The organism is Marinococcus halophilus (assembly GCF_002265875.1).
Classification (GTDB): domain Bacteria; phylum Bacillota; class Bacilli; order Bacillales; family Marinococcaceae; genus Marinococcus; species Marinococcus halophilus.
On record NZ_NPFA01000014.1, the window covers coordinates 36,133 to 53,839 of the forward strand.

General features: G+C 47.0%; 18 protein-coding genes. 14 read left to right on the forward strand and 4 right to left on the reverse strand.

Going from position 1 to position 17,707, the window contains the following annotated elements; translation table 11 throughout:
- Positions 1–76 precede the first annotated feature (76 nt).
- Complete coding sequence (locus tag CHL76_RS17125; protein WP_094908807.1) at positions 77–286, forward strand: hypothetical protein; 210 nt, start codon at positions 77–79, stop codon at positions 284–286.
- Positions 287–302: 16 nt separating this feature from the next.
- A complete protein-coding gene (leuS, locus tag CHL76_RS13205; RefSeq protein WP_079475705.1) occupies positions 303–2,723 on the forward strand; it encodes a leucine--tRNA ligase in 2,421 nt (806 codons plus the stop codon).
- A 21-nt stretch (positions 2,724–2,744) separates the two neighbouring features.
- Here the strand turns inward: leuS and CHL76_RS13210 are convergent, their stop codons facing one another.
- A complete protein-coding gene (locus tag CHL76_RS13210) occupies positions 2,745–4,040 on the reverse strand; it encodes a BaiN/RdsA family NAD(P)/FAD-dependent oxidoreductase (RefSeq protein ID WP_094908808.1) in 1,296 nt (431 codons plus the stop codon).
- 133 nt (positions 4,041–4,173) lie between these two features.
- On the opposite strand from CHL76_RS13210, the gene CHL76_RS13215 reads away from it, so the two are divergent.
- The 6 genes from CHL76_RS13215 (at position 4,174) to CHL76_RS13240 (ending at position 10,542) form a co-directional block, all read left to right on the forward strand.
- Positions 4,174–4,578, forward strand: coding sequence for a secondary thiamine-phosphate synthase enzyme YjbQ (locus CHL76_RS13215; protein ID WP_079475707.1), 405 nt, complete (start codon positions 4,174–4,176; stop codon positions 4,576–4,578).
- Between the two features lie 148 nt (positions 4,579–4,726).
- Complete coding sequence (locus CHL76_RS13220; protein ID WP_079475708.1) at positions 4,727–6,331, forward strand: putative polysaccharide biosynthesis protein; 1,605 nt, start codon at positions 4,727–4,729, stop codon at positions 6,329–6,331.
- A 123-nt stretch (positions 6,332–6,454) separates the two neighbouring features.
- Positions 6,455–7,606: a putative lipid II flippase FtsW gene (ftsW, locus tag CHL76_RS13225; protein ID WP_079475709.1), complete on the forward strand. Its 1,152-nt coding sequence runs from the start codon at positions 6,455–6,457 to the stop codon at positions 7,604–7,606.
- Positions 7,607–7,687: 81 nt separating this feature from the next.
- Complete coding sequence (locus tag CHL76_RS13230) at positions 7,688–8,365, forward strand: hypothetical protein (protein WP_094908809.1); 678 nt, start codon at positions 7,688–7,690, stop codon at positions 8,363–8,365.
- The gene (locus tag CHL76_RS13235; protein WP_079475711.1) at positions 8,352–9,098 is read left to right on the forward strand and encodes a pseudouridine synthase; all 747 of its coding nucleotides are present in this window, start codon (positions 8,352–8,354) and stop codon (positions 9,096–9,098) included. Before CHL76_RS13230 ends, CHL76_RS13235 begins: the two co-directional genes overlap by 14 nt.
- Positions 9,088–10,542, forward strand: a complete 1,455-nt coding sequence (locus CHL76_RS13240) for a xylulokinase (RefSeq protein WP_158219186.1) — start codon at positions 9,088–9,090, stop codon at positions 10,540–10,542. Before CHL76_RS13235 ends, CHL76_RS13240 begins: the two co-directional genes overlap by 11 nt.
- Before the next feature lie 48 nt (positions 10,543–10,590).
- Here CHL76_RS13240 and CHL76_RS13245 read toward each other — a convergent pair whose 3' ends face one another.
- Complete coding sequence (locus tag CHL76_RS13245; RefSeq protein ID WP_079475713.1) at positions 10,591–10,809, reverse strand: DeoR family transcriptional regulator; 219 nt, start codon at positions 10,807–10,809, stop codon at positions 10,591–10,593.
- Between the two features lie 422 nt (positions 10,810–11,231).
- Positions 11,232–12,167: a cysteine synthase A gene (gene cysK, locus CHL76_RS13250; RefSeq protein ID WP_079475714.1), complete on the reverse strand. Its 936-nt coding sequence runs from the start codon at positions 12,165–12,167 to the stop codon at positions 11,232–11,234.
- Positions 12,168–12,272: 105 nt separating this feature from the next.
- Between cysK and thpR the strand changes: the two genes are divergently transcribed.
- The 4 genes from thpR to CHL76_RS13270 all read left to right on the forward strand — a co-directional run bounded on the left by thpR (position 12,273) and on the right by CHL76_RS13270 (position 14,917).
- On the forward strand, positions 12,273–12,818 hold the full coding sequence (gene thpR, locus CHL76_RS13255) for an RNA 2',3'-cyclic phosphodiesterase (RefSeq protein ID WP_094908812.1): 546 nt from the start codon (positions 12,273–12,275) through the stop codon (positions 12,816–12,818).
- A 13-nt stretch (positions 12,819–12,831) separates the two neighbouring features.
- Positions 12,832–13,200: a CidA/LrgA family protein gene (locus CHL76_RS13260; RefSeq protein ID WP_079475716.1), complete on the forward strand. Its 369-nt coding sequence runs from the start codon at positions 12,832–12,834 to the stop codon at positions 13,198–13,200.
- Positions 13,193–13,882 (forward strand): LrgB family protein, encoded by a 690-nt coding sequence (locus tag CHL76_RS13265; RefSeq protein ID WP_233133435.1) that lies wholly within the window; start codon positions 13,193–13,195, stop codon positions 13,880–13,882. Before CHL76_RS13260 ends, CHL76_RS13265 begins: the two co-directional genes overlap by 8 nt.
- Before the next feature lie 114 nt (positions 13,883–13,996).
- A complete protein-coding gene (locus tag CHL76_RS13270) occupies positions 13,997–14,917 on the forward strand; it encodes a hypothetical protein (protein ID WP_143747463.1) in 921 nt (306 codons plus the stop codon).
- Between the two features lie 6 nt (positions 14,918–14,923).
- On the opposite strand, the gene purU is transcribed toward CHL76_RS13270, so the two are convergent.
- Positions 14,924–15,793: a formyltetrahydrofolate deformylase gene (gene purU, locus CHL76_RS13275; protein ID WP_094908814.1), complete on the reverse strand. Its 870-nt coding sequence runs from the start codon at positions 15,791–15,793 to the stop codon at positions 14,924–14,926.
- 346 nt (positions 15,794–16,139) lie between these two features.
- On the opposite strand from purU, the gene CHL76_RS13280 reads away from it, so the two are divergent.
- Positions 16,140–16,976: a phosphotransferase family protein gene (locus CHL76_RS13280; protein WP_094908815.1), complete on the forward strand. Its 837-nt coding sequence runs from the start codon at positions 16,140–16,142 to the stop codon at positions 16,974–16,976.
- An 85-nt stretch (positions 16,977–17,061) separates the two neighbouring features.
- Positions 17,062–17,703: a tRNA (guanosine(46)-N7)-methyltransferase TrmB gene (gene trmB, locus CHL76_RS13285; protein WP_094908816.1), complete on the forward strand. Its 642-nt coding sequence runs from the start codon at positions 17,062–17,064 to the stop codon at positions 17,701–17,703.
- The last annotated feature ends 4 nt before the right edge of the window (positions 17,704–17,707 follow it).

A 17,707-nucleotide genomic window follows, 5' to 3' on the forward strand; every position in this document is an offset into this window, starting at 1 on the left:
ATTCCCAAAGTGCAAAGGAAAAGAACCACGGAGAAAGGCTTGACAGCAGGGGGATAAATTCATAAAATATCAAGTATTGAATATCGGCGTACTTTGTTTATCGTTATGCACCCAGCAGACGCTTGACGAAACGGGTGAGCGAAGCGTCAGAGTCGGAAACGCACTTGAGTGGCGTGTGCGCATCCCGCCGTTTGTTTCGTGGAATTTAAGCCTCTCGTCCCTGCTTTCCAGCTGGGAGAGAGGCTTTTTTACAGATAAAATCATCACAGATGCTCCAACTATTTAAAGGAGGAACGACAATCATGGCATATCCCCACCAACAGATAGAACCCAAATGGCAGTCATACTGGGAGGAAAATGAAATCTTTGCCGTATCCAACGCAGATACCGGCGCCCCGAAATATTATGCACTCGATATGTTTCCTTATCCTTCCGGAGCGGGCCTGCACGTGGGCCATCCCGAGGGCTACACCGCCACAGACATCACCTCAAGAATGAAACGCATGCAGGGCTATGATGTCCTGCATCCGATGGGCTGGGATGCTTTTGGCCTTCCGGCGGAGCAATTTGCGCTTGATACCGGAAAAAATCCGCGGGAATTTACTCAGGCGAACATTACCAATTTCAAGCGCCAAATTAAGGAACTGGGCTTTTCCTACGACTGGTCGAGAGAAATTAATACGACGGATCCGCATTATTATAAATGGACGCAGTGGATTTTCACGAAGCTGTACGAACACGGTCTTGCTTATATTGACGAAGTGCCGGTCAACTGGTGCCCGGCGCTTGGGACTGTGCTTGCCAATGAAGAAGTGATTGACGGAAAAAGTGAACGCGGCGGCCATCCGGTGGAACGCCGGCCGATGAAGCAGTGGATGCTCAAAATCACAGCCTACGCCGATCGTCTGCTTGAAGATCTCGAAGGACTGGACTGGCCCGACAGTATTAAAGAAATGCAGCGAAACTGGATCGGCCGCTCAGAAGGAGCGGAGCTAACCTTCCACGTCGAGGGGAAGGATCTTTCGTTTGACGTGTTTACGACCCGTCCGGACACTTTGTTTGGAGCAACCTACTGTGTATTCGCACCGGAGCATGACTATGTTGGAGAAATTACTACGCCGGAGCAAAAGGAAGCAGTGGAAAAATACCAGCACGATGCAGCTATGAAAAGTGATCTTGAACGCACAGAGCTGCAGAAGGAAAAATCCGGCGTATTTACAGGTTCGTACGCCATTAATCCAGTGAACGGGGAAAAAATGCCGATCTGGATCGCTGATTACGTTCTCGCCACTTACGGCAGTGGTGCAATTATGGCCGTTCCGGCGCATGATGAGCGGGACTACGAATTTGCGAAAACATTTGATCTTCCGATTGTGGAAGTGGTGGAAGGCGGAGACACGTCCCGGGAAGCTTATACGGAGGATGGCCCGCATGTAAACTCAGAGTTTTTGAATGGCCTATATAAAGATGAAGCGATCGGTAAGATGCTTGAATGGCTTGAAGAAAAAGGGCTTGGCCAAAAGAAAACAACCTACCGTCTCCGCGACTGGCTCTTCAGCCGCCAGCGGTACTGGGGAGAACCGATTCCGGTTATTCACTGGGAGGACGGCACGATGACCACGCTTCCTAAAGAAGAACTGCCGCTCGAACTTCCGGAAATGGACGAGTTCCGTCCTTCAGGCACGGGCGAATCGCCCCTTGCTACCAACACGGAATGGCTTGAAGTCACTGATCCCGACACGGGCATGAAAGGGCGCCGGGAGACAAATACGATGCCGCAGTGGGCCGGAAGCTGCTGGTACTTCCTTCGTTTTGCCGACCCGGAAAATGAAGAAGAATTGGCCTCCAAAGAAGCGCTTGAAAAATGGCTGCCGGTTGACCTGTATATAGGCGGTGCGGAGCATGCGGTGCTTCACCTGCTGTATGCACGGTTTTGGCATAAGTTTTTATATGACATTGGAGTAGTTCCTACAAATGAGCCATTCCAGCGGCTATACAATCAGGGAATGATCCTGGGCGAAAATAATGAAAAAATGAGTAAATCCAAAGGAAACGTAGTGAATCCGGATGAAATTATCCGCACTCACGGGGCAGATACGCTGCGTCTGTATGAGATGTTTATGGGACCGCTCGACGCTTCGATTGCCTGGTCAAACAGCGGCCTCGATGGTGCAAGACGCTTCTTGGACCGGGTATGGCGTTTGTTTGTAACAGACGAAGGAGCCATCCGGGAGAGCATCCATGATGAGAAAGCACCAGAGCCGTTCGCGCGAACGTATCATCAAACGGTGAAAAAAGTAACCGAAGAATTTACTGAACTTCGTTTTAATACTGGTATCAGCCAGCTGATGGTCTTTGTTAACGAAGCGAACAAGCAGGAGACGCTTCCGAAACAGGAGTTAAAAGGATTTCTGCAGCTGTTGAGCGCTATTGCGCCGCATCTGGCAGAAGAGCTTTGGAGCCGTCTCGGGGAAGAGCATTCGATTTCAAGGAGCAGCTGGCCGGTACACGATGAGCAGATGCTGATCGAAGATGAAATTGAAATCATTATTCAGGTAAATGGAAAGCTTCGGGCAAAAGCAGTGGTGCCAAGAGATGCCGACGAGAAGGACCTCGAATCGACGGCAATGGAGCAGGAAAAAATTGTGCAGGAGCTTGAAGGCAAGACCGTGCGAAAGGTTATTGCCATTCCAGGGAAGCTCGTAAATATTGTAGCTAATTAAAAAAAGCTGGCCGCTATGCGGTCAGCTTTTTGAGTAGGAGGCAGGTGTTTCAGTCTGGGCGGCAGGATATTCGGAGGCAGCTTTTCCTGCAGTATATCCGGTGGAAAATGCGCACGTGATGTTAAAGCCGCCGGTATAACCATGAATGTCTAAAATTTCGCCGCAGAAGAACAGTCCGCTTTTCAGCCTGGACTCAAGCCGTTTTGGAAATACTTCTTTGATGGAGATCCCGCCGCCGGTAACAAATGCTTCTTCGATCGAGAGCGTGCCATCTGCCGGAAAACGGAAATCGGTAAATAAAAGCGCAAGTGAGCGCAGTTTTTTGTTTGTGGCTTCACCAATGGTCATCGTACTGGAAATGCCTGATTCCTGCAGGAGAAAAAGCAGCAGTCGCTCCATTGCAAGGCCTTTAAGAGCATTTTTTATCGTTTTTGCTTCGTGGTTTTTTTTCAGGGACACAAGCCGCTGGAACATGGATTCATGGTTTTCCTCAGGATAGAGGGAAAGGCCAAGCTCCACCTGTTCGGTTTTATACTTTTTCAGCGCTTTCACGACGTACTGGCTGCAACGCAGGCCGATCGGCCCGGAAACGCCGAAATGGGTAAAAATCATGTCGCCGGTGTGGGTTTTAATAGCTTTACCGCCTGGCCGGTAAACTGTCAGGGCTACGCCTGAAAGAGAAATTCCTTGAAGCGTGCGGTCCTGGATGTAAGAAGCCGGAGAAGTAATAGGCACCTCTGTAGGGTACAACTCTGTAATTGTATGGCCTGCTGCTTCCGCCCAGGGATAGCCATCGCCGGTAGAGCCAGTCTTTGGTACGGATTTGCCTCCGGAGGCAATAATGATACGGTCTGCCTGAAGATAAGCGCCGTCTTCTAAATAAAGCCCCCGGACATGGTCTTCGCCGTAATCGATGGAAGAGACTTTGGTTTTGGTGCGTGTATGCACCCCAAGGCGTTCCATTTCGTCGAGCAGGGTATTCACGACAGTGATAGCTTTATCGTTAACAGGAAACATGCGTCCCATATCTTCTTCCTTCAGATCGATTCCAAGGTTTTCGAAAAAACGGATAATGTTTTCATTATCAAAGATGGAAAACGGGCTGTGCATAAATTTGCCGTTGCCGGGAATGTGTTCGATCAGCTCTTTACGTTCCATGCGGTTAGTGACATTGCAGCGGCCGCCGCCGGAAATAGCAAGCTTTCTTCCCAGTTTGGAGCCCTTATCAATTAAAGTGACATCGGCGCCGTGCTCTGCGGCAGCGACGGAGGCCATTAATCCTGCTGGACCACCGCCGATAACAATGACATTCGTCATTTTATTTATTCTCTCCTTACGACCTCGAAGCAATTATCCGGTAAGATTAAAATGCTTCGGAATCGGTTATAATAGCTGTATTGTATCATAAGAGAAAATTCATTTTTACACAAGGATAAAGGAGGCGGCTGAAATGCTGCGAAAGCTCGAACTATCTACTAATGAGCATGCAGAAATGATAGACGTTACGGAAAAGGTCCGTACGTATGTGAAAGAAGAAGGACTCGACCACGGAGCGGTTATCGTTTATTCTCCGCATACGACAGCGGGAATTACTGTGAATGAAAACGCAGACCCAAACGTGCAGCATGATATGCTTATGCGCCTTGATGAAGTATATCCCTGGGAACATGAAAAATATCGTCACGCTGAAGGCAACTCTGCTTCTCATTTAAAAGCAAGTACAATGGGTACAGAACAGACGATCATTGTAGAGCAGGGTGAACTTGTGCTCGGCACATGGCAGGGAATTTATTTTTGTGAATTTGATGGTCCCCGGCCCCGCACCTTTTATATTAAAGGCTTAAGCGACGTATAATAAAAAGTACGCCCGTTTTACAAAGAACGGGCGTTTTCCTTTATTTCTGATATTAATTTTCAGGCAAAGGGACGCCAGAATGGAAAATAGTATGGTAAAATTCGCATAGAGAGCACAAGACGATTACACGATGGAGCTGAACATAAGAATGTCTGATTCAAAATTTTTGCGGGGAACGCTTCTGTTAAGCATAGCGACATTTGTTTCGAAATTTTTAGGTATGATTTACATATTTCCGTTTGCGGCCATGGTCGGCCAGCAGGGGATCGCACTTTACCAATACGGCTACCAGCCATACACATTAATGCTCAGCGTAGCTACGCTCGGTATACCGATGGCTATGTCGAAATTTGTATCCAAATACAACGCCATGGGAGATTTTGAAACAGGCCGAAGGTTGTTTAAGTCGGGTCTTTTTTTTATGACCATTACCGGCATTGCAGCGTTTCTTATTTTATTTTTTGGCGCTCCGCTTATTGTGAATTTAATTTCGTTTGATTCAAGTGAAGCTTTTACATCAGATGATGTTGTGTTTACGATCCGCATGGTAAGCTTTGCTTTAATGATTATTCCAACGATGGCGATTATGAGAGGGTTTTTTCAGGGGCATCAGTCGATGGGGCCTACCGCTGTTTCACAGGTTATTGAGCAGGTTGTGCGTATTGTGTTCATTTTGGTGATGGCTTTGTTTATTCTGTACGTAGTCGACGGAAACCTCGGCACTGCTATTGGATTTGCCACCTTTGGAGCGTTTGTCGGCGGGTTGGCCAGCATGGCTGTACTAATTTTTTATTGGAAAAAAAGGCAGCGCTTTTTGCAGCGGGAACAGTCCCAAAGCACGGTGTCGAGCGACCTGCCATTAACAAGCATGTACAGTGAACTGATCCGGTATGCTCTGCCGCTTTCTTTTGTCGGACTGGCTATTCCCCTGTTTCAAATGGTGGACATGTTTACCTTCACCCGGGCACTGGAGCAGACCGGGGAATGGACGTCCGGGCAGATCCAGACAGCGTACGGTGCGTTCGCGGGCTCTTCCCATAAGCTGATTCTCATCCCTGTAGCAATTGCTACGGCCATGTCGATTACCCTTATCCCGACGATCACAAAATCATTTACAGGCAATGACCAGGATTTGCTGCAGCGCCAGATTACGCAGACCTACCAGGTGATTTTGTTTTTATCAGTGCCTGCCGCAGTCGGACTGTCGTTGCTTGCAAAACCAACATTCGGAGTGCTTTTTGGGACAGAGTCACTGGAAATAGGCAGCTACGTGCTGCAGCATTACGCGTATGCGGCCATCGTTTTTTCCCTTTTTTCAGTAAGCGCAGCTGTTCTGCAGGGAATCAACCGCCAGAAATATGCTATTGCCTCTCTATTAATAGGGCTGCTGGTGAAAATTATCAGTGCTTATGTGCTGCTATTACTTCTTGGCCCGATCGGGGGCATTTACAGTACGATTATTGGCTTTGCGTTCGGAGTACTGTTCAACGCATGGGCGATCGCGAAATTTACTGGTTTTCATTTTGGAGGCGTCTCGCGCCGGGGCGGTGTAGTGGTTCTTTTGTCATTAATTATGGGCCTCGGGGTTTTAATTACAAGAAACGGCATGGAAGTTTTATTTGCAGGCACGAGCTGGATGGATTTATTCATGGTGGAAATTATTAGTGTCGGTGTTGGCGGTGTGCTTTTTATGGCACTTGCCATGAAGAGCGGCCTGGCCGAAAGGGTTCTTGGGAAGCGCTTTTCAGCGTAAAGAAAACTCCTGCTTTCTGATCTTTTGTTCCGCGAGGGATGGTGATATAATTAATTCACTTTATAGAAACAGAGACAAACGCATCAAGCCGCCTTTTAAAAGGGGCGGCATTAGAGGTGAAACATGAAAACGTGGAGATATAAAGATTATGACTGGCTCTTGATCGGTGCGGTCGCGCTATTAACATTGTTTGGCATTATTATGGTGTACAGCGCAAGCTTTCCGCTCGGGATGAGGGCTTATGATGATGCGGCCTTTTTTCTTAAACGACAGATAATGTTTTTTATACTTGGAGTAGGTGTGTTTGCTTTCATGATGCATGTGCCTTATGAAAAATGGAAGAAAACCACACCATTATTGATAGGGTTGTCTATTTTTTTACTGTTGCTTGTGCTTGTAATAGGTAATGAAGTAAACGGGGCAAAAAGCTGGATCGGCTTCGGGCCGGTAAACATTCAGCCCGCAGAATTCGTGAAATTAAGTTTGATTATTTATCTGGCCCAGGTGTACTCTCAGAAGCAAAAGTATATTGACTCATTTATGAAGGGAGTACTGCCGCCGCTTATAGTTGTTGCTGTGCTGCTTGGATTCATCGTTATGCAGCCTGACGTTGGTACAGCGGCTGCTCTGATGATGACAACGATCGTAATTGTCTTCTTATCAGGAGCAAAGTTTCGGCATATGTTTATGCTCGGGGGAGTCGCGGCGGTGCTGTTTGCATATATTGCGCTGACAGAGCCTTACCGCCTGGCCCGGCTCGTCTCTTTTATGGACCCATTCGCAAATGCAGACGCTGTTGGCGGAGGCAGCTACCAGCTGATCCAGGGCTATATTGCCATTGCCCATGGTGGATTATTTGGGGTCGGCCTCGGGGAGAGCGTGCAGAAAATGAACTATCTTCCTGAAGCCCATACCGACTTCATTCTACCGATTATTGCTGAAGAGCTTGGGATTTTCGGGGTTCTGCTCGTCGTAGGCCTGCTTGGCGTTATTGCCTGGCGCGGCATAAAAATCGGGCTTCACGCTAAGGGGCAGTTTGGCACTTTGCTCGCTTTTGGAATTGTTTTTCAGCTGCTCAGCCAGGCTGTCATTAATGCCGGAGCGGTCGCGGGCATGATGCCAATTACCGGCCTGCCGTTTCCGCTTTTAAGCTACGGAGGCTCCTCTTTATTAATAACCCTGGCGATGCTTGGACTGCTGGCAAATATTTCCCGTAACAATAACCGGCTTGCCCGGGTCCAGGGCCAGGATATCAATAAACCAACTTCCGCATAGTGTAAAGAGACGTTGTTAACAGCAACGTCTCTTTTTCAGACCGGCAGCTGCACATACCGAAATGTATTGGAGGAAAATGAAATGTTAGTAGTAGGATCCGGGAGGCTAGCGAAGCTTGCAGTAACAAAAAGTGAACCTCCCTTTGTCTCTGTGATGTACCGGGGAAAGGAAAAACTCTGGATGAGGGAAACAAAAAAGGAGATTTCCCGGGTGGATGAGCTGGAGCTTCCTCGTTTTCCCTATATTTTTTTAGCGCTTCCGCCGGAAGGAATCAAAGAGTTTATTTATTGGCACGGACCTTATTTAGCGGAAGGAAGCGTTATATACATACCGGCTACGTCGCTCTGCTCGGAGGAGCTGGAAGTGCCTGCCCATGTGCGGAAGGCTGCGGCTAAATTTGCCGGTCATGCTGAAAGGGCTGCAGCTAGTAGGGGAGAAAACGTTTTTGTAGTTAACAGCGCAAAAAAAAGCGACCGCGAATATCTCCAGAACTGGCTCGGAGGGGCATTTACAGTTATTGAAGGCACTGAGCAGGAGGTAGAAACTGCAAATAAAACAGCAGTGGAAGAAACATTGAAAATGATAGTGAGTATCGAAAAAAAGATGCAGGAGCAGAATATATCAAAAACCGTACAGGAAGCCGTGCTCCGCCAGATTCCGGCAGGAGTAATTGAAGCACATATAAACGGCTCACATGGGGAGTTTGCTTCGGGAATTCTGGAACAGATGGAGAGAGGTGATCAGCATGAGAATGGATAAACTGTTGGCGGAATTAGGATATGGAACTCGCAAGGAAGTAAAAAAGATGCTGAAAAAGGGAGGCGTATTTGTCGACAGGGAGCCGGTAAACAACGGGGCGGTTCAGGTGGATCCCGAAGAGCAGCAGGTCAGCGTGTTTGGAGAGGACATTCACTATACGGAATTTGTTTATTTTCTCATGCATAAACCAGCGGGGGTTATCAGTGCTACCGAAGACAGCGTGCATGATACGGTGCTGGATATTTTAGAACAGGAGGATGCGGTAAGAGAACCTTTCCCGGTCGGCCGGCTTGACATTGATACGGAGGGGCTGCTGCTGTTGACGAACGACGGCAAGCTTAATCATTTTCTCACGTCGCCGAAGCATGGCGTCGTAAAAGTCTACCGGGCGGTACTCGAGCATCCGATAGAAGAAAGGGATATTGAGCAGTTTAAAAAAGGTGTAAAGCTTGATGACGGCTATATTTGTAAACCTGCTGTTCTGCGACAAGTGCCTGATACACACCGGGAAGTGTACGTGGAAATAACAGAAGGGAAATTTCATCAGGTAAAACGGATGTTTGAAGCAGTGGGGAATGAAGTCGTTTATTTAAAAAGAGAGTCGTTCGGCAGGCTGTCACTCGATGAAGATTTACTGCCGGGGGAATACCGGGAATTAAATGAAGAGGAAATTCAGCTGCTTCGGGACAGCGTCGGGGAAAAATCACAGGGAGCAAGCGGCGATGAGATGTAGACTGCTAATTGCAGACCTGGGCACCTCGTCTTTAAAAGTAATGATAATGGGCGGTGGTGGACAGGTGGAGAGCAGTACATCAGAGCCTGTCCTTACTTATACCGAGGGGAAAAGGCACGAACAAAAGCCGGCAGAATGGTGGAAGAGCTTTAAAAAAGCATGCAGAACTCTGCATAATCAGGGAACGGGGCTGGATGTCGACGCGGTTGTATGCACTGGTCAGATGGAGGATTTCATCCCTGTTAAAGACGGGCGTGCGGATACGGCAATACTTTATTCCGACCAGGGAGGGAGCAGAAGGCTGCAAAACAGGCATTTAGCTTCGGATGCTGTTACGGCCGTCACAGGAAATGATTGGAAATCCACGACCCCTCTGATGAAATGGCTGGCGGATGAAGCCCCGGAAAAGTGGGAGCGGGTGTTATTTGGTTCTAAAGATTATTTAATTTACTGCTTAACGGGCGTATCAGTCTGTGATCCAGTAAATGGTACTGTTACTGGAATGATGAATGTACATACAAGAACGTGGGACGAACAGTTATGGAACGGCACCGGCATTTCCTATCGTCAGCTTCCTCTTCTTCTGGAGCCCGAAGACATAGCCGGTTATGTATTGAAAGAGGCCGCCGTGCAAACGGGAATACCAGCTGGAACACCCGTTTGCTGTGGCCTTGGAGACGGAGGCGCAGTGACGCTTGCAGCTGGTTTTCAAGCGGGTGGGGACAGCGGCTATGCTTACGCAGGAACCACGGGATGGGCAGCGGTGCCGGCAGATACACTGGCAATGTCAAAGGAAGGCAGTGTTTTTCATCTGGCTGCCCCGCAGAAAGGCCAGTTTATTAAAATTATGCCGCTTCTCAACATGGGAAATGTGCATCAATGGGCGGTTCATACGTGGTGTGGCCATGGCAACTTCGAAGAGTTTGAAAAACTGGCAGCTGAGCCAAAGGCTATGCCCGAGTCGCTTGTATTTATTCCTTATCTAAACGGAGAAAGAAATCCAATCGTTGATGAAAAAGCCCGAGGGGCGTTCATTGGCATTGACAGCCAGGTGGACGAGAGCCATATGGCCCGCGCGGTGCTTGAAGGCCTGGCTTTTTCTTTAAAGCAGGTCTTTGCTCAGGCTGGCCTGGCTTCTTCCAGCCTCTTTCTCGTGGGTGGGGGTACGAAAAGCAGAGCTTTGCGGCAAATAGTGGCGGACGTATTTCAATGCAGGGTGCAGGTGAGCGCTGAACAGGAACGCCTAGCTATGTTCGGAGCCGCTGCCTGCGGATGGAAAGCTGTTCATGAATGTAGCTGGGAAGAAGCAGGAAAGGCGTTGCGGGGCATAGACCATAGAGATATTATTGTGGAGCCTGACGTGTCAAAAAAAGAAATATTGGTGAAGAAGGAACGGCTTTTTGCCGAAGCGGCTAGAAGGATGCGGGGAATTTTTGACGTATGAAAAAACGCCAGGATGTTAATCCTGGCGCCAGGGGATAGGTATAGTCATTCAGGAAGCTTTTACTTTTCGGGCAGTCGTCGTCCAGGCCCCTCTAGAAGGGCTGCAGACCAATTCATTGTATTCAAGCACATTCAAATCACGCTGAATGGTGCGCTGTGTAATTCCGAATTCGTCAACCAATTCCCCGGTGGTCACCGTTCCTCTCTTTTTAATATAGAGATAGATAGACTTAATACGGGTTATCATTCGGTCGGTGGACGTTCTCAAAAAACCACTCCTTAGCCAATGAATTTATGGCACTTGAAGACATGCCCGGGACTGCGCACGTAAATAGGAAGTATAATTGATGGTTTCGACTGTTGTTGTGTCAACTGCTCTGTGGAACTTTCCGTAGGAAGTTCAGCAGCATGTAGGATAAAAGTATTCAAAATATTTTGTAAGCGTCCCTGTACTTAATAGTTTATACCATTTATTTATTTATCGCAAAATTTTTGACAAAAATCCATTCAATTTATTTACGAAGTAACACAAAAATCGAATGATTTGCTAAAATAATGTTTTATTGTGCGTGATCAGTTAAAAAAAACAAAATCGGCGATGGAACTATCCATTTTATTTCACAAAATACTTAATGTAAAAATTATGTAAAAAAAGACCCCTTTTTTGTAAAGGAGTCTTTGAAAAAGATTTTATTGATCGAAACGGAAAAGGTCAGTAGATAAATACCGTTCGCCAGTATCACAGGCAATTGCAACCACGACCTGATCCGGAGGCAACTGTTTTGCTGTTTCCATGGCAGCGTAGCAGGCAGCCCCTGAAGAGGGGCCAACCAGGATGCCTTCCTGGCCGGCAAGGTCTCTTGTGGTTTTATAAGCATCTTCGTCGGTAATTTTATAAATATGGTCGTATATCTTCTGATTCAAAATAGGCGGTATAAACCCGGGGCTGGTGCCGACGAGTTTATGGGGGCCTGGTTTTCCGCCCGAAAGCACCGGGGAGCCAAATGGTTCTACGACATGTATCTGAACGTCTGGGTACAGTTCTTTTAACTTTTCCCCAGTTCCTGTCACAGTGCCGCCGGTACCGGAAGCAGCGACGAACCCGCCCAGGGGCTTACCAATTTCCTTCATTGCTTCTTCAATTTCAAGTGCCGTGCTTTCCCGGTGGGCATCCGAGTTGGCTTCGTTTTCAAACTGCATGGGCATGAAGCTGTCAGCAATCGTTTCTACAAGTTCATGAGCCCGGGAAATGGCTCCGGGCATTTTTTTGTCGCCTGGGGTGAGTTCTACTTCCGCGCCGTATGCCTTCAACAGGTTGATTCTTTCTTGAGACATGGTGTCCGGCATAACTAATATGGCACGGTAGCCGCGGGCAGCGGCATTCATGGCAAGACCGATGCCGGTATTGCCGGAAGTAGGCTCGATAATAGTAGTATTTTCATTGATTTTCCCCTCTTCTTCGGCCTGCTTCAGCATATTTTTTGCTGCTCTGTCTTTAACACTGCCGCTGGGGTTTTGAAATTCAAGCTTCAAATATACGTCCGCTCCTCGAGTATCAGGGAGGCGGTTTAATTTGACTAAAGGCGTATCGCCGACTAGTTCTGACATATTGTTTGCTACACGCATGGCTGTTACACATCCTTTTTCTATCATTCATTTGTATATTTTAACACATTTGCATTGCTTGTTCGTTTTCAACGGCTTTAAAGCAAGAAAGGGAGGAAGTAAACCTTGGATAATCATTATTTTCTTGGAATTTCAGTACCGGAAGAGGCCAGGCTTTCCTGGGGGGACTGGGCATCAAAGGTTAAAAATGATCTTCCATTTAAACAATGGGTACATCCGCAGGATTTTCATATTACACTTCATTTTTTCGGCCGGCTTTTACCAGACAAGGTTGATGCTGTCCAGGAAAAGATGAATAGAATAACATTATTATCCCAGCCTCAGATCAGGCTGGATGGGGTAGACTTTTTCGGTCCGGAAGGCCGTGAAAATGTGCTTTATACAAAAGTAGGCGCAGAAGAAGGGCTGTTCACTTTGTACACTGAATGGAAAGAACAATTGAAAGGCATGGGAATAAAGACAGAGCAACGTCCGTACTGCCCTCATATGACTCTTGCCAAAAAGAGAATCAAGGAGCAGATGTTTACGTGGCCGGCCGTGCCTCTTCCGGAAGCCTTATTTTTTCACGCCTCTCAATTGCATCTTTATCGCATTCACCCAGGACGAAGTGTAAAATACGAAACAGTACATTGGACGGAATTGACCGAATAAATGAGGGGAATGTATGAACGTATTTAGAATTGTCATTCACATACTGATTTTGTATGCATTTTACTGGACTGGTGTCTGGATTCAGGGAGTGCTTCAGCTTCCAATTCCGGGAAGTATCCTCGGCATGCTGCTTTTGCTTGCAGTTTTTATTTTTACTTCAGCCACGCCAAAATGGATTCAGGAGGGATCCGGGCTGCTGCTCGGAAACATGCCGCTGTTGTTTCTTCCGGTGACCGCAGGACTGGTGATCCACGGAGAGCTGTTTTCAGTGCTTGGAGCCGTGCTTGTGACTGCTGTGTTTATCAGTACACTTCTTGTAATGGGAACTGGCTCATGGGTGTCCCAGTATTTATTGAAAAAAAGGAGGGAGCATCGTGAATGAATGGTGGACAGGAGTTGCTGCTATTGCCGGGACGATGATGGTGTACGCCGCCTCCAAAAGAATGTACCGGCGTTTTCCGGCGCCATTAATGCTTCCGATCGTCACTGGTACCATTGTTATTATATTATTTCTGTTAATTTCCGGAATCCCCTACAATGCCTATATGACCGGAGGCCAATGGATAGAATCGCTGCTGGGGCCTGCGGTGGTGGCACTGGCCTGCCCGCTGTATGAACAAAGGCATCTGTTAAAACGATATTCTGTTCCGATTCTCAGCGGTATTGGGACGGGAGCGGTGATAGGTATCATTTCGGGACTTGTTTTTACGAGAGCAGCGGGTGCATCTAAAGAATGGGCGGCAGCGGTGCTGCCTAAGTCAGTAACAACACCGGTAGCCATGGACATTACGACAACGCTCGGCGGAGACGCTCCCTTGGCGGCAATGTTTGTGATGGTGGCGGGTATCGGCGGAGTAGTGGTTCACGCCCAGGTGATGAAAGCGGTGGGGGTAACTGATCCGGTAGCGAAGGGAATAGGCATGGGTAGTGCGGCTCACGCGATAGGAACAGCTAAATCGCTCGAAAACAGTGAAACGGAAGGGGCGGTCAGTTCGGTAGCTATGACAGTCAGTGCCGTTATTGTTGCTTTTTTAGCCCCATTGGCAGGTAATTTATTCCTGTAATGTGAACATCAGCCGGACAATGACGATATAATAATAAAAGTGGAGGCCTGCAGCTTCTATGTAGAGACGCACCTTCTAAGAGAAAGGCTGCAATGAAGGAGAAGGGAGAGTTGAATGGCTCAACTAATAAAGATGAAAGACTATGCTTCGCGTTATGAATACCATTTTCTTCACCAAAACGCGGAATTTTTAGCTGCCAAAAAATCGTACTGGCAGCGTATGAAAACAGACTGGATGATTGCAAATAAATCGAGCCCAAAAGTGTCCGGAGAAGAGCCGCTCGAGAACAACACCCGGATGGGAAAAGCAGTGAACCGGTTAAAGTGGTGGAAGCAAGAAGAGGAGGAAGTGGAAATTAACGAAAACGATGCCTACTTATTTTTTAAGGGAAAAACGCTCGAGGAGCTCAAGGATATCTTTTATGATAACTGGTTTTTAATCCAGCTGGAGTGGGCCTCTTCCACAATCTCTGAAATTTCAATGATGGATCCGAAATTAAAATACGACTACCGGCTGCGCACCCTTCTCAGGGAGCTTCCCGATACGTATTTTGTTATGTACTATCCGGTTTTTCATACAAAACAGACGACGATGGAGGGGGCCATTACTATCATTGGCCCAGTAGGGATCGACGTGGTACATATTTTAGAAGGAACAATGTACAGTGTATTTGAACCGGCAGACAGCAGGTTCTGGAAGGAGTACGTGAATCAGAAGCAGCATACATTTGTCAGCCCAGTCCTTGCGCTGAAAAGAACAACAAACGTAGTGGAAGCTGTATTAAAACAAGCGGGGACCACCTTTCCTGTCCAGGCGACAGTGGTTTCCCCCGCTTCCATTATTGATAACCGTGAAGTTTTATACGCACATACAGCAGATAAACGCGAATACAAACGGTGGATGGAAAGACGTATCAACAATCCATCCCCGGTGAAAAACCGGCAGTTGTTTTCCGCAGAAGCGCTTATGGGGCAAGCGGCAACCGTTTCTGTCCTCCGTAGTGAAATCTACTCTTCGAATGAATACGGCGAATAAGCAGCTTTACAGAAAAACAATCGTTTTATTGTCGTCGACAATGACACGGTCTTCTGCATGCCAGGTAACGGCTCTTGCCAGCGCAATTTTTTCAGCGTTGCGTCCGGTGATTTTTAAATCATTGGCATTGTATTGGTGATTGACCCGAAGGACGTCTTGTTCAATGATTGGGCCTTCGTCGAGGTCGTTGGTCACGTAATGGGCGGTAGCACCAATAAGTTTCACGCCGCGTTCAAAAGCCTGTCTGTAAGGGTTCGCTCCGATAAAGGCCGGGAGAAACGAATGATGAATATTAATGATTTTTGCCGGGTAGTGAGCAACAAAATCCGGCGACAGTATTTGCATATAGCGGGCCAACACAAGAAAATCGATCGGATACTGCTCAAGCGTACGAAGTATTTTATTTTCTGCTTCCGGCTTGGCATTTTTATCTATCGGTATGTGGTAAAAAGGAATTTCATAGCTTTCTACTACATTTTTAAGCGTCGTGTGGTTACTGATGACGCAGCTGATATGAATAGGCAGTTCCCCGGAACGCCATCTCCACAATAATTCAGTTAAGCAGTGGTCTTCTTTTGAAATGAAAATCGCCACACTTTTTTTGCGGTCTTCACGCTCTAATGACCATTCCATATCGAAATGATCAGCAATAGGAAGAAATTCTTCTTTTACTTGGTTAAATTTCTCCGGATATGGCGAAATGGAAAAAACAATTCTCATAAAAAAACGTCCGCCTTCCGGATCGTTTGTATGCTGGGCGGAATGAATAATATTAGCACCATGCTGGTGCAGAAAATCAGATATAGCGGCTACAATTCCCGGCTGGTCCGGGCATGTAATTAATAGCCGGCCATTGCCAAGCGAGCGGTCTGGCATAATAACGTCCTCCTTCATATAAGCAGTTGCCCTGTAATAATGAACGAAATTACTATACCACTCTGAATGAGGGAAAAAAAGGGTAAGTTACCAAGTAGGCTTAAATGGAAGATACGCGGAAAAATAGCAGATGAGAGGTCGGTCACAAGTATTATGGTCGATTGACTTCTAAATTCAATGTTTGCTATTATTAAGAACGATTCGCTGTAAAAATAAAAACGCAAATAGGAACACTTTTACCCGCACGAGAAGTAGAGGAGATCATTTCATAGAGGGTATTTTATACATACAATTAAATAAAACAAGACAGGCATTGAAATAAAATATTGTTAAAAAAGGATCGGCTATGAAATATTCAGACCACTATGATAGATCGAAGGTGAAAGTATTGGAACTGCTGATGGGAGACGGATGGACGATTGAACCAGCCGGTGGCTCTTCAGGAGAAGCTTACCTCGCGCGTGCCGGGGAACAAGTGTTATTTCTGAAAAGAAATTCTTCTCCATTTCTCGCTGTGCTTTCAGCAGAAGGAATAGTGCCTAAACTGCTTTGGACAAAGCGCCAGGCTAACGGTGATGTAATTACCGCACAGCGCTGGGTTGACGGCCGTGAACTAACGGGCGGCGATATGGATAACAAACGGGTGGCCCAGTTATTATCTAAAATACACTCCTCGAGTGAACTGCTGGACATGTTTATGAGAATAGGGAACCACGCCCGCACTCCGGAAGCAACAACCACTGTATTAAGAGAGCAGCAGGAACGGCTTCCTTATATTACGACTTCGATGGCCGGAGCTCTCGATGAACTTGCAGGGACGTCTGGCGAAGTACAGCCTCCCCGCCTCGTTGTCTGTCACGGTGATATGAACCACAACAATTGGATGTTTGATGCCAATGGAGATTTATATTTAGTGGACTGGGACAATGCAACAGTCAGCGATCCTGCACTTGATTTAGCCCTGATTCTGTATGAGTACATTCCAAAAGAAGAGTGGGAAGTGTGGCTGCAGGAATACGGGCTGCCCTTAACCTCCCATTTACAAAGGCGGATGCGCTGGCAGATTATCAGCCACCTGCTTGATCATGCCCAGCAGGCATTACTCACGAACCGGATAAAAGAAGCAGAGTTTTATAAGAAACAGCTTGAAGCAGTGCTCGACCGGGACTCATTGCAAATATAAAAATCCGCTGGAACGTCACTGCGTTTTCAGCGGATTTTGTCTGTCAAATAGGTAGTTATTATATGAAGAAAGAGGGAAAAGAAGGATGAGACTCCGACATAAGCCGTGGGCCCACGAATTTTTGCAAGAACACCCGGAGCTGGTGGTCACAACAGCGGAACAGGTAAATAAAAATTGGGGAAAAAGGTTTGGGAACGACCAGCCTCTTCATTTGGAAGTAGGCACAGGCAAAGGGAAATACTTAAGCGACAACAGCATCAAATACCCGGGTGTCAATTTTATTGGTATGGAAATGTATGAAAGTGTTCTTGCGACCGGGGTGCAGCGCGCCTTGTTCAAGCAGCCGGAGAATCTCGCCTTTATTCATGGTGATGTACGCTATTTAATGGACTATTTTGAGCCTGCCTCAGTAGAAACACTTTATATTAATTTTACTGATCCGTGGCCAAAAAAACGTCATGAAAAACGCCGGCTGACGCACCCGGATTTTCTGGAATTGTATAAGCAGGTTTTGGTACCGGGAGGAACCGTGCAGATGAAGACTGATAATCAGGGATTGTTTGAATATTCTCTTTCATCCCTTTCCACGTTTGGTTTTTCATTAAAAAAGGTGCGTCTCCATCTGCATGAAAGTGAAGAGGCAGAAGAAAATGTGATGACAGAATATGAAGAGAAGTTTTACGCAAAGGGAGTGCCTATTTATTTTACTAAAGCGGTAAGGCCATAGTGTT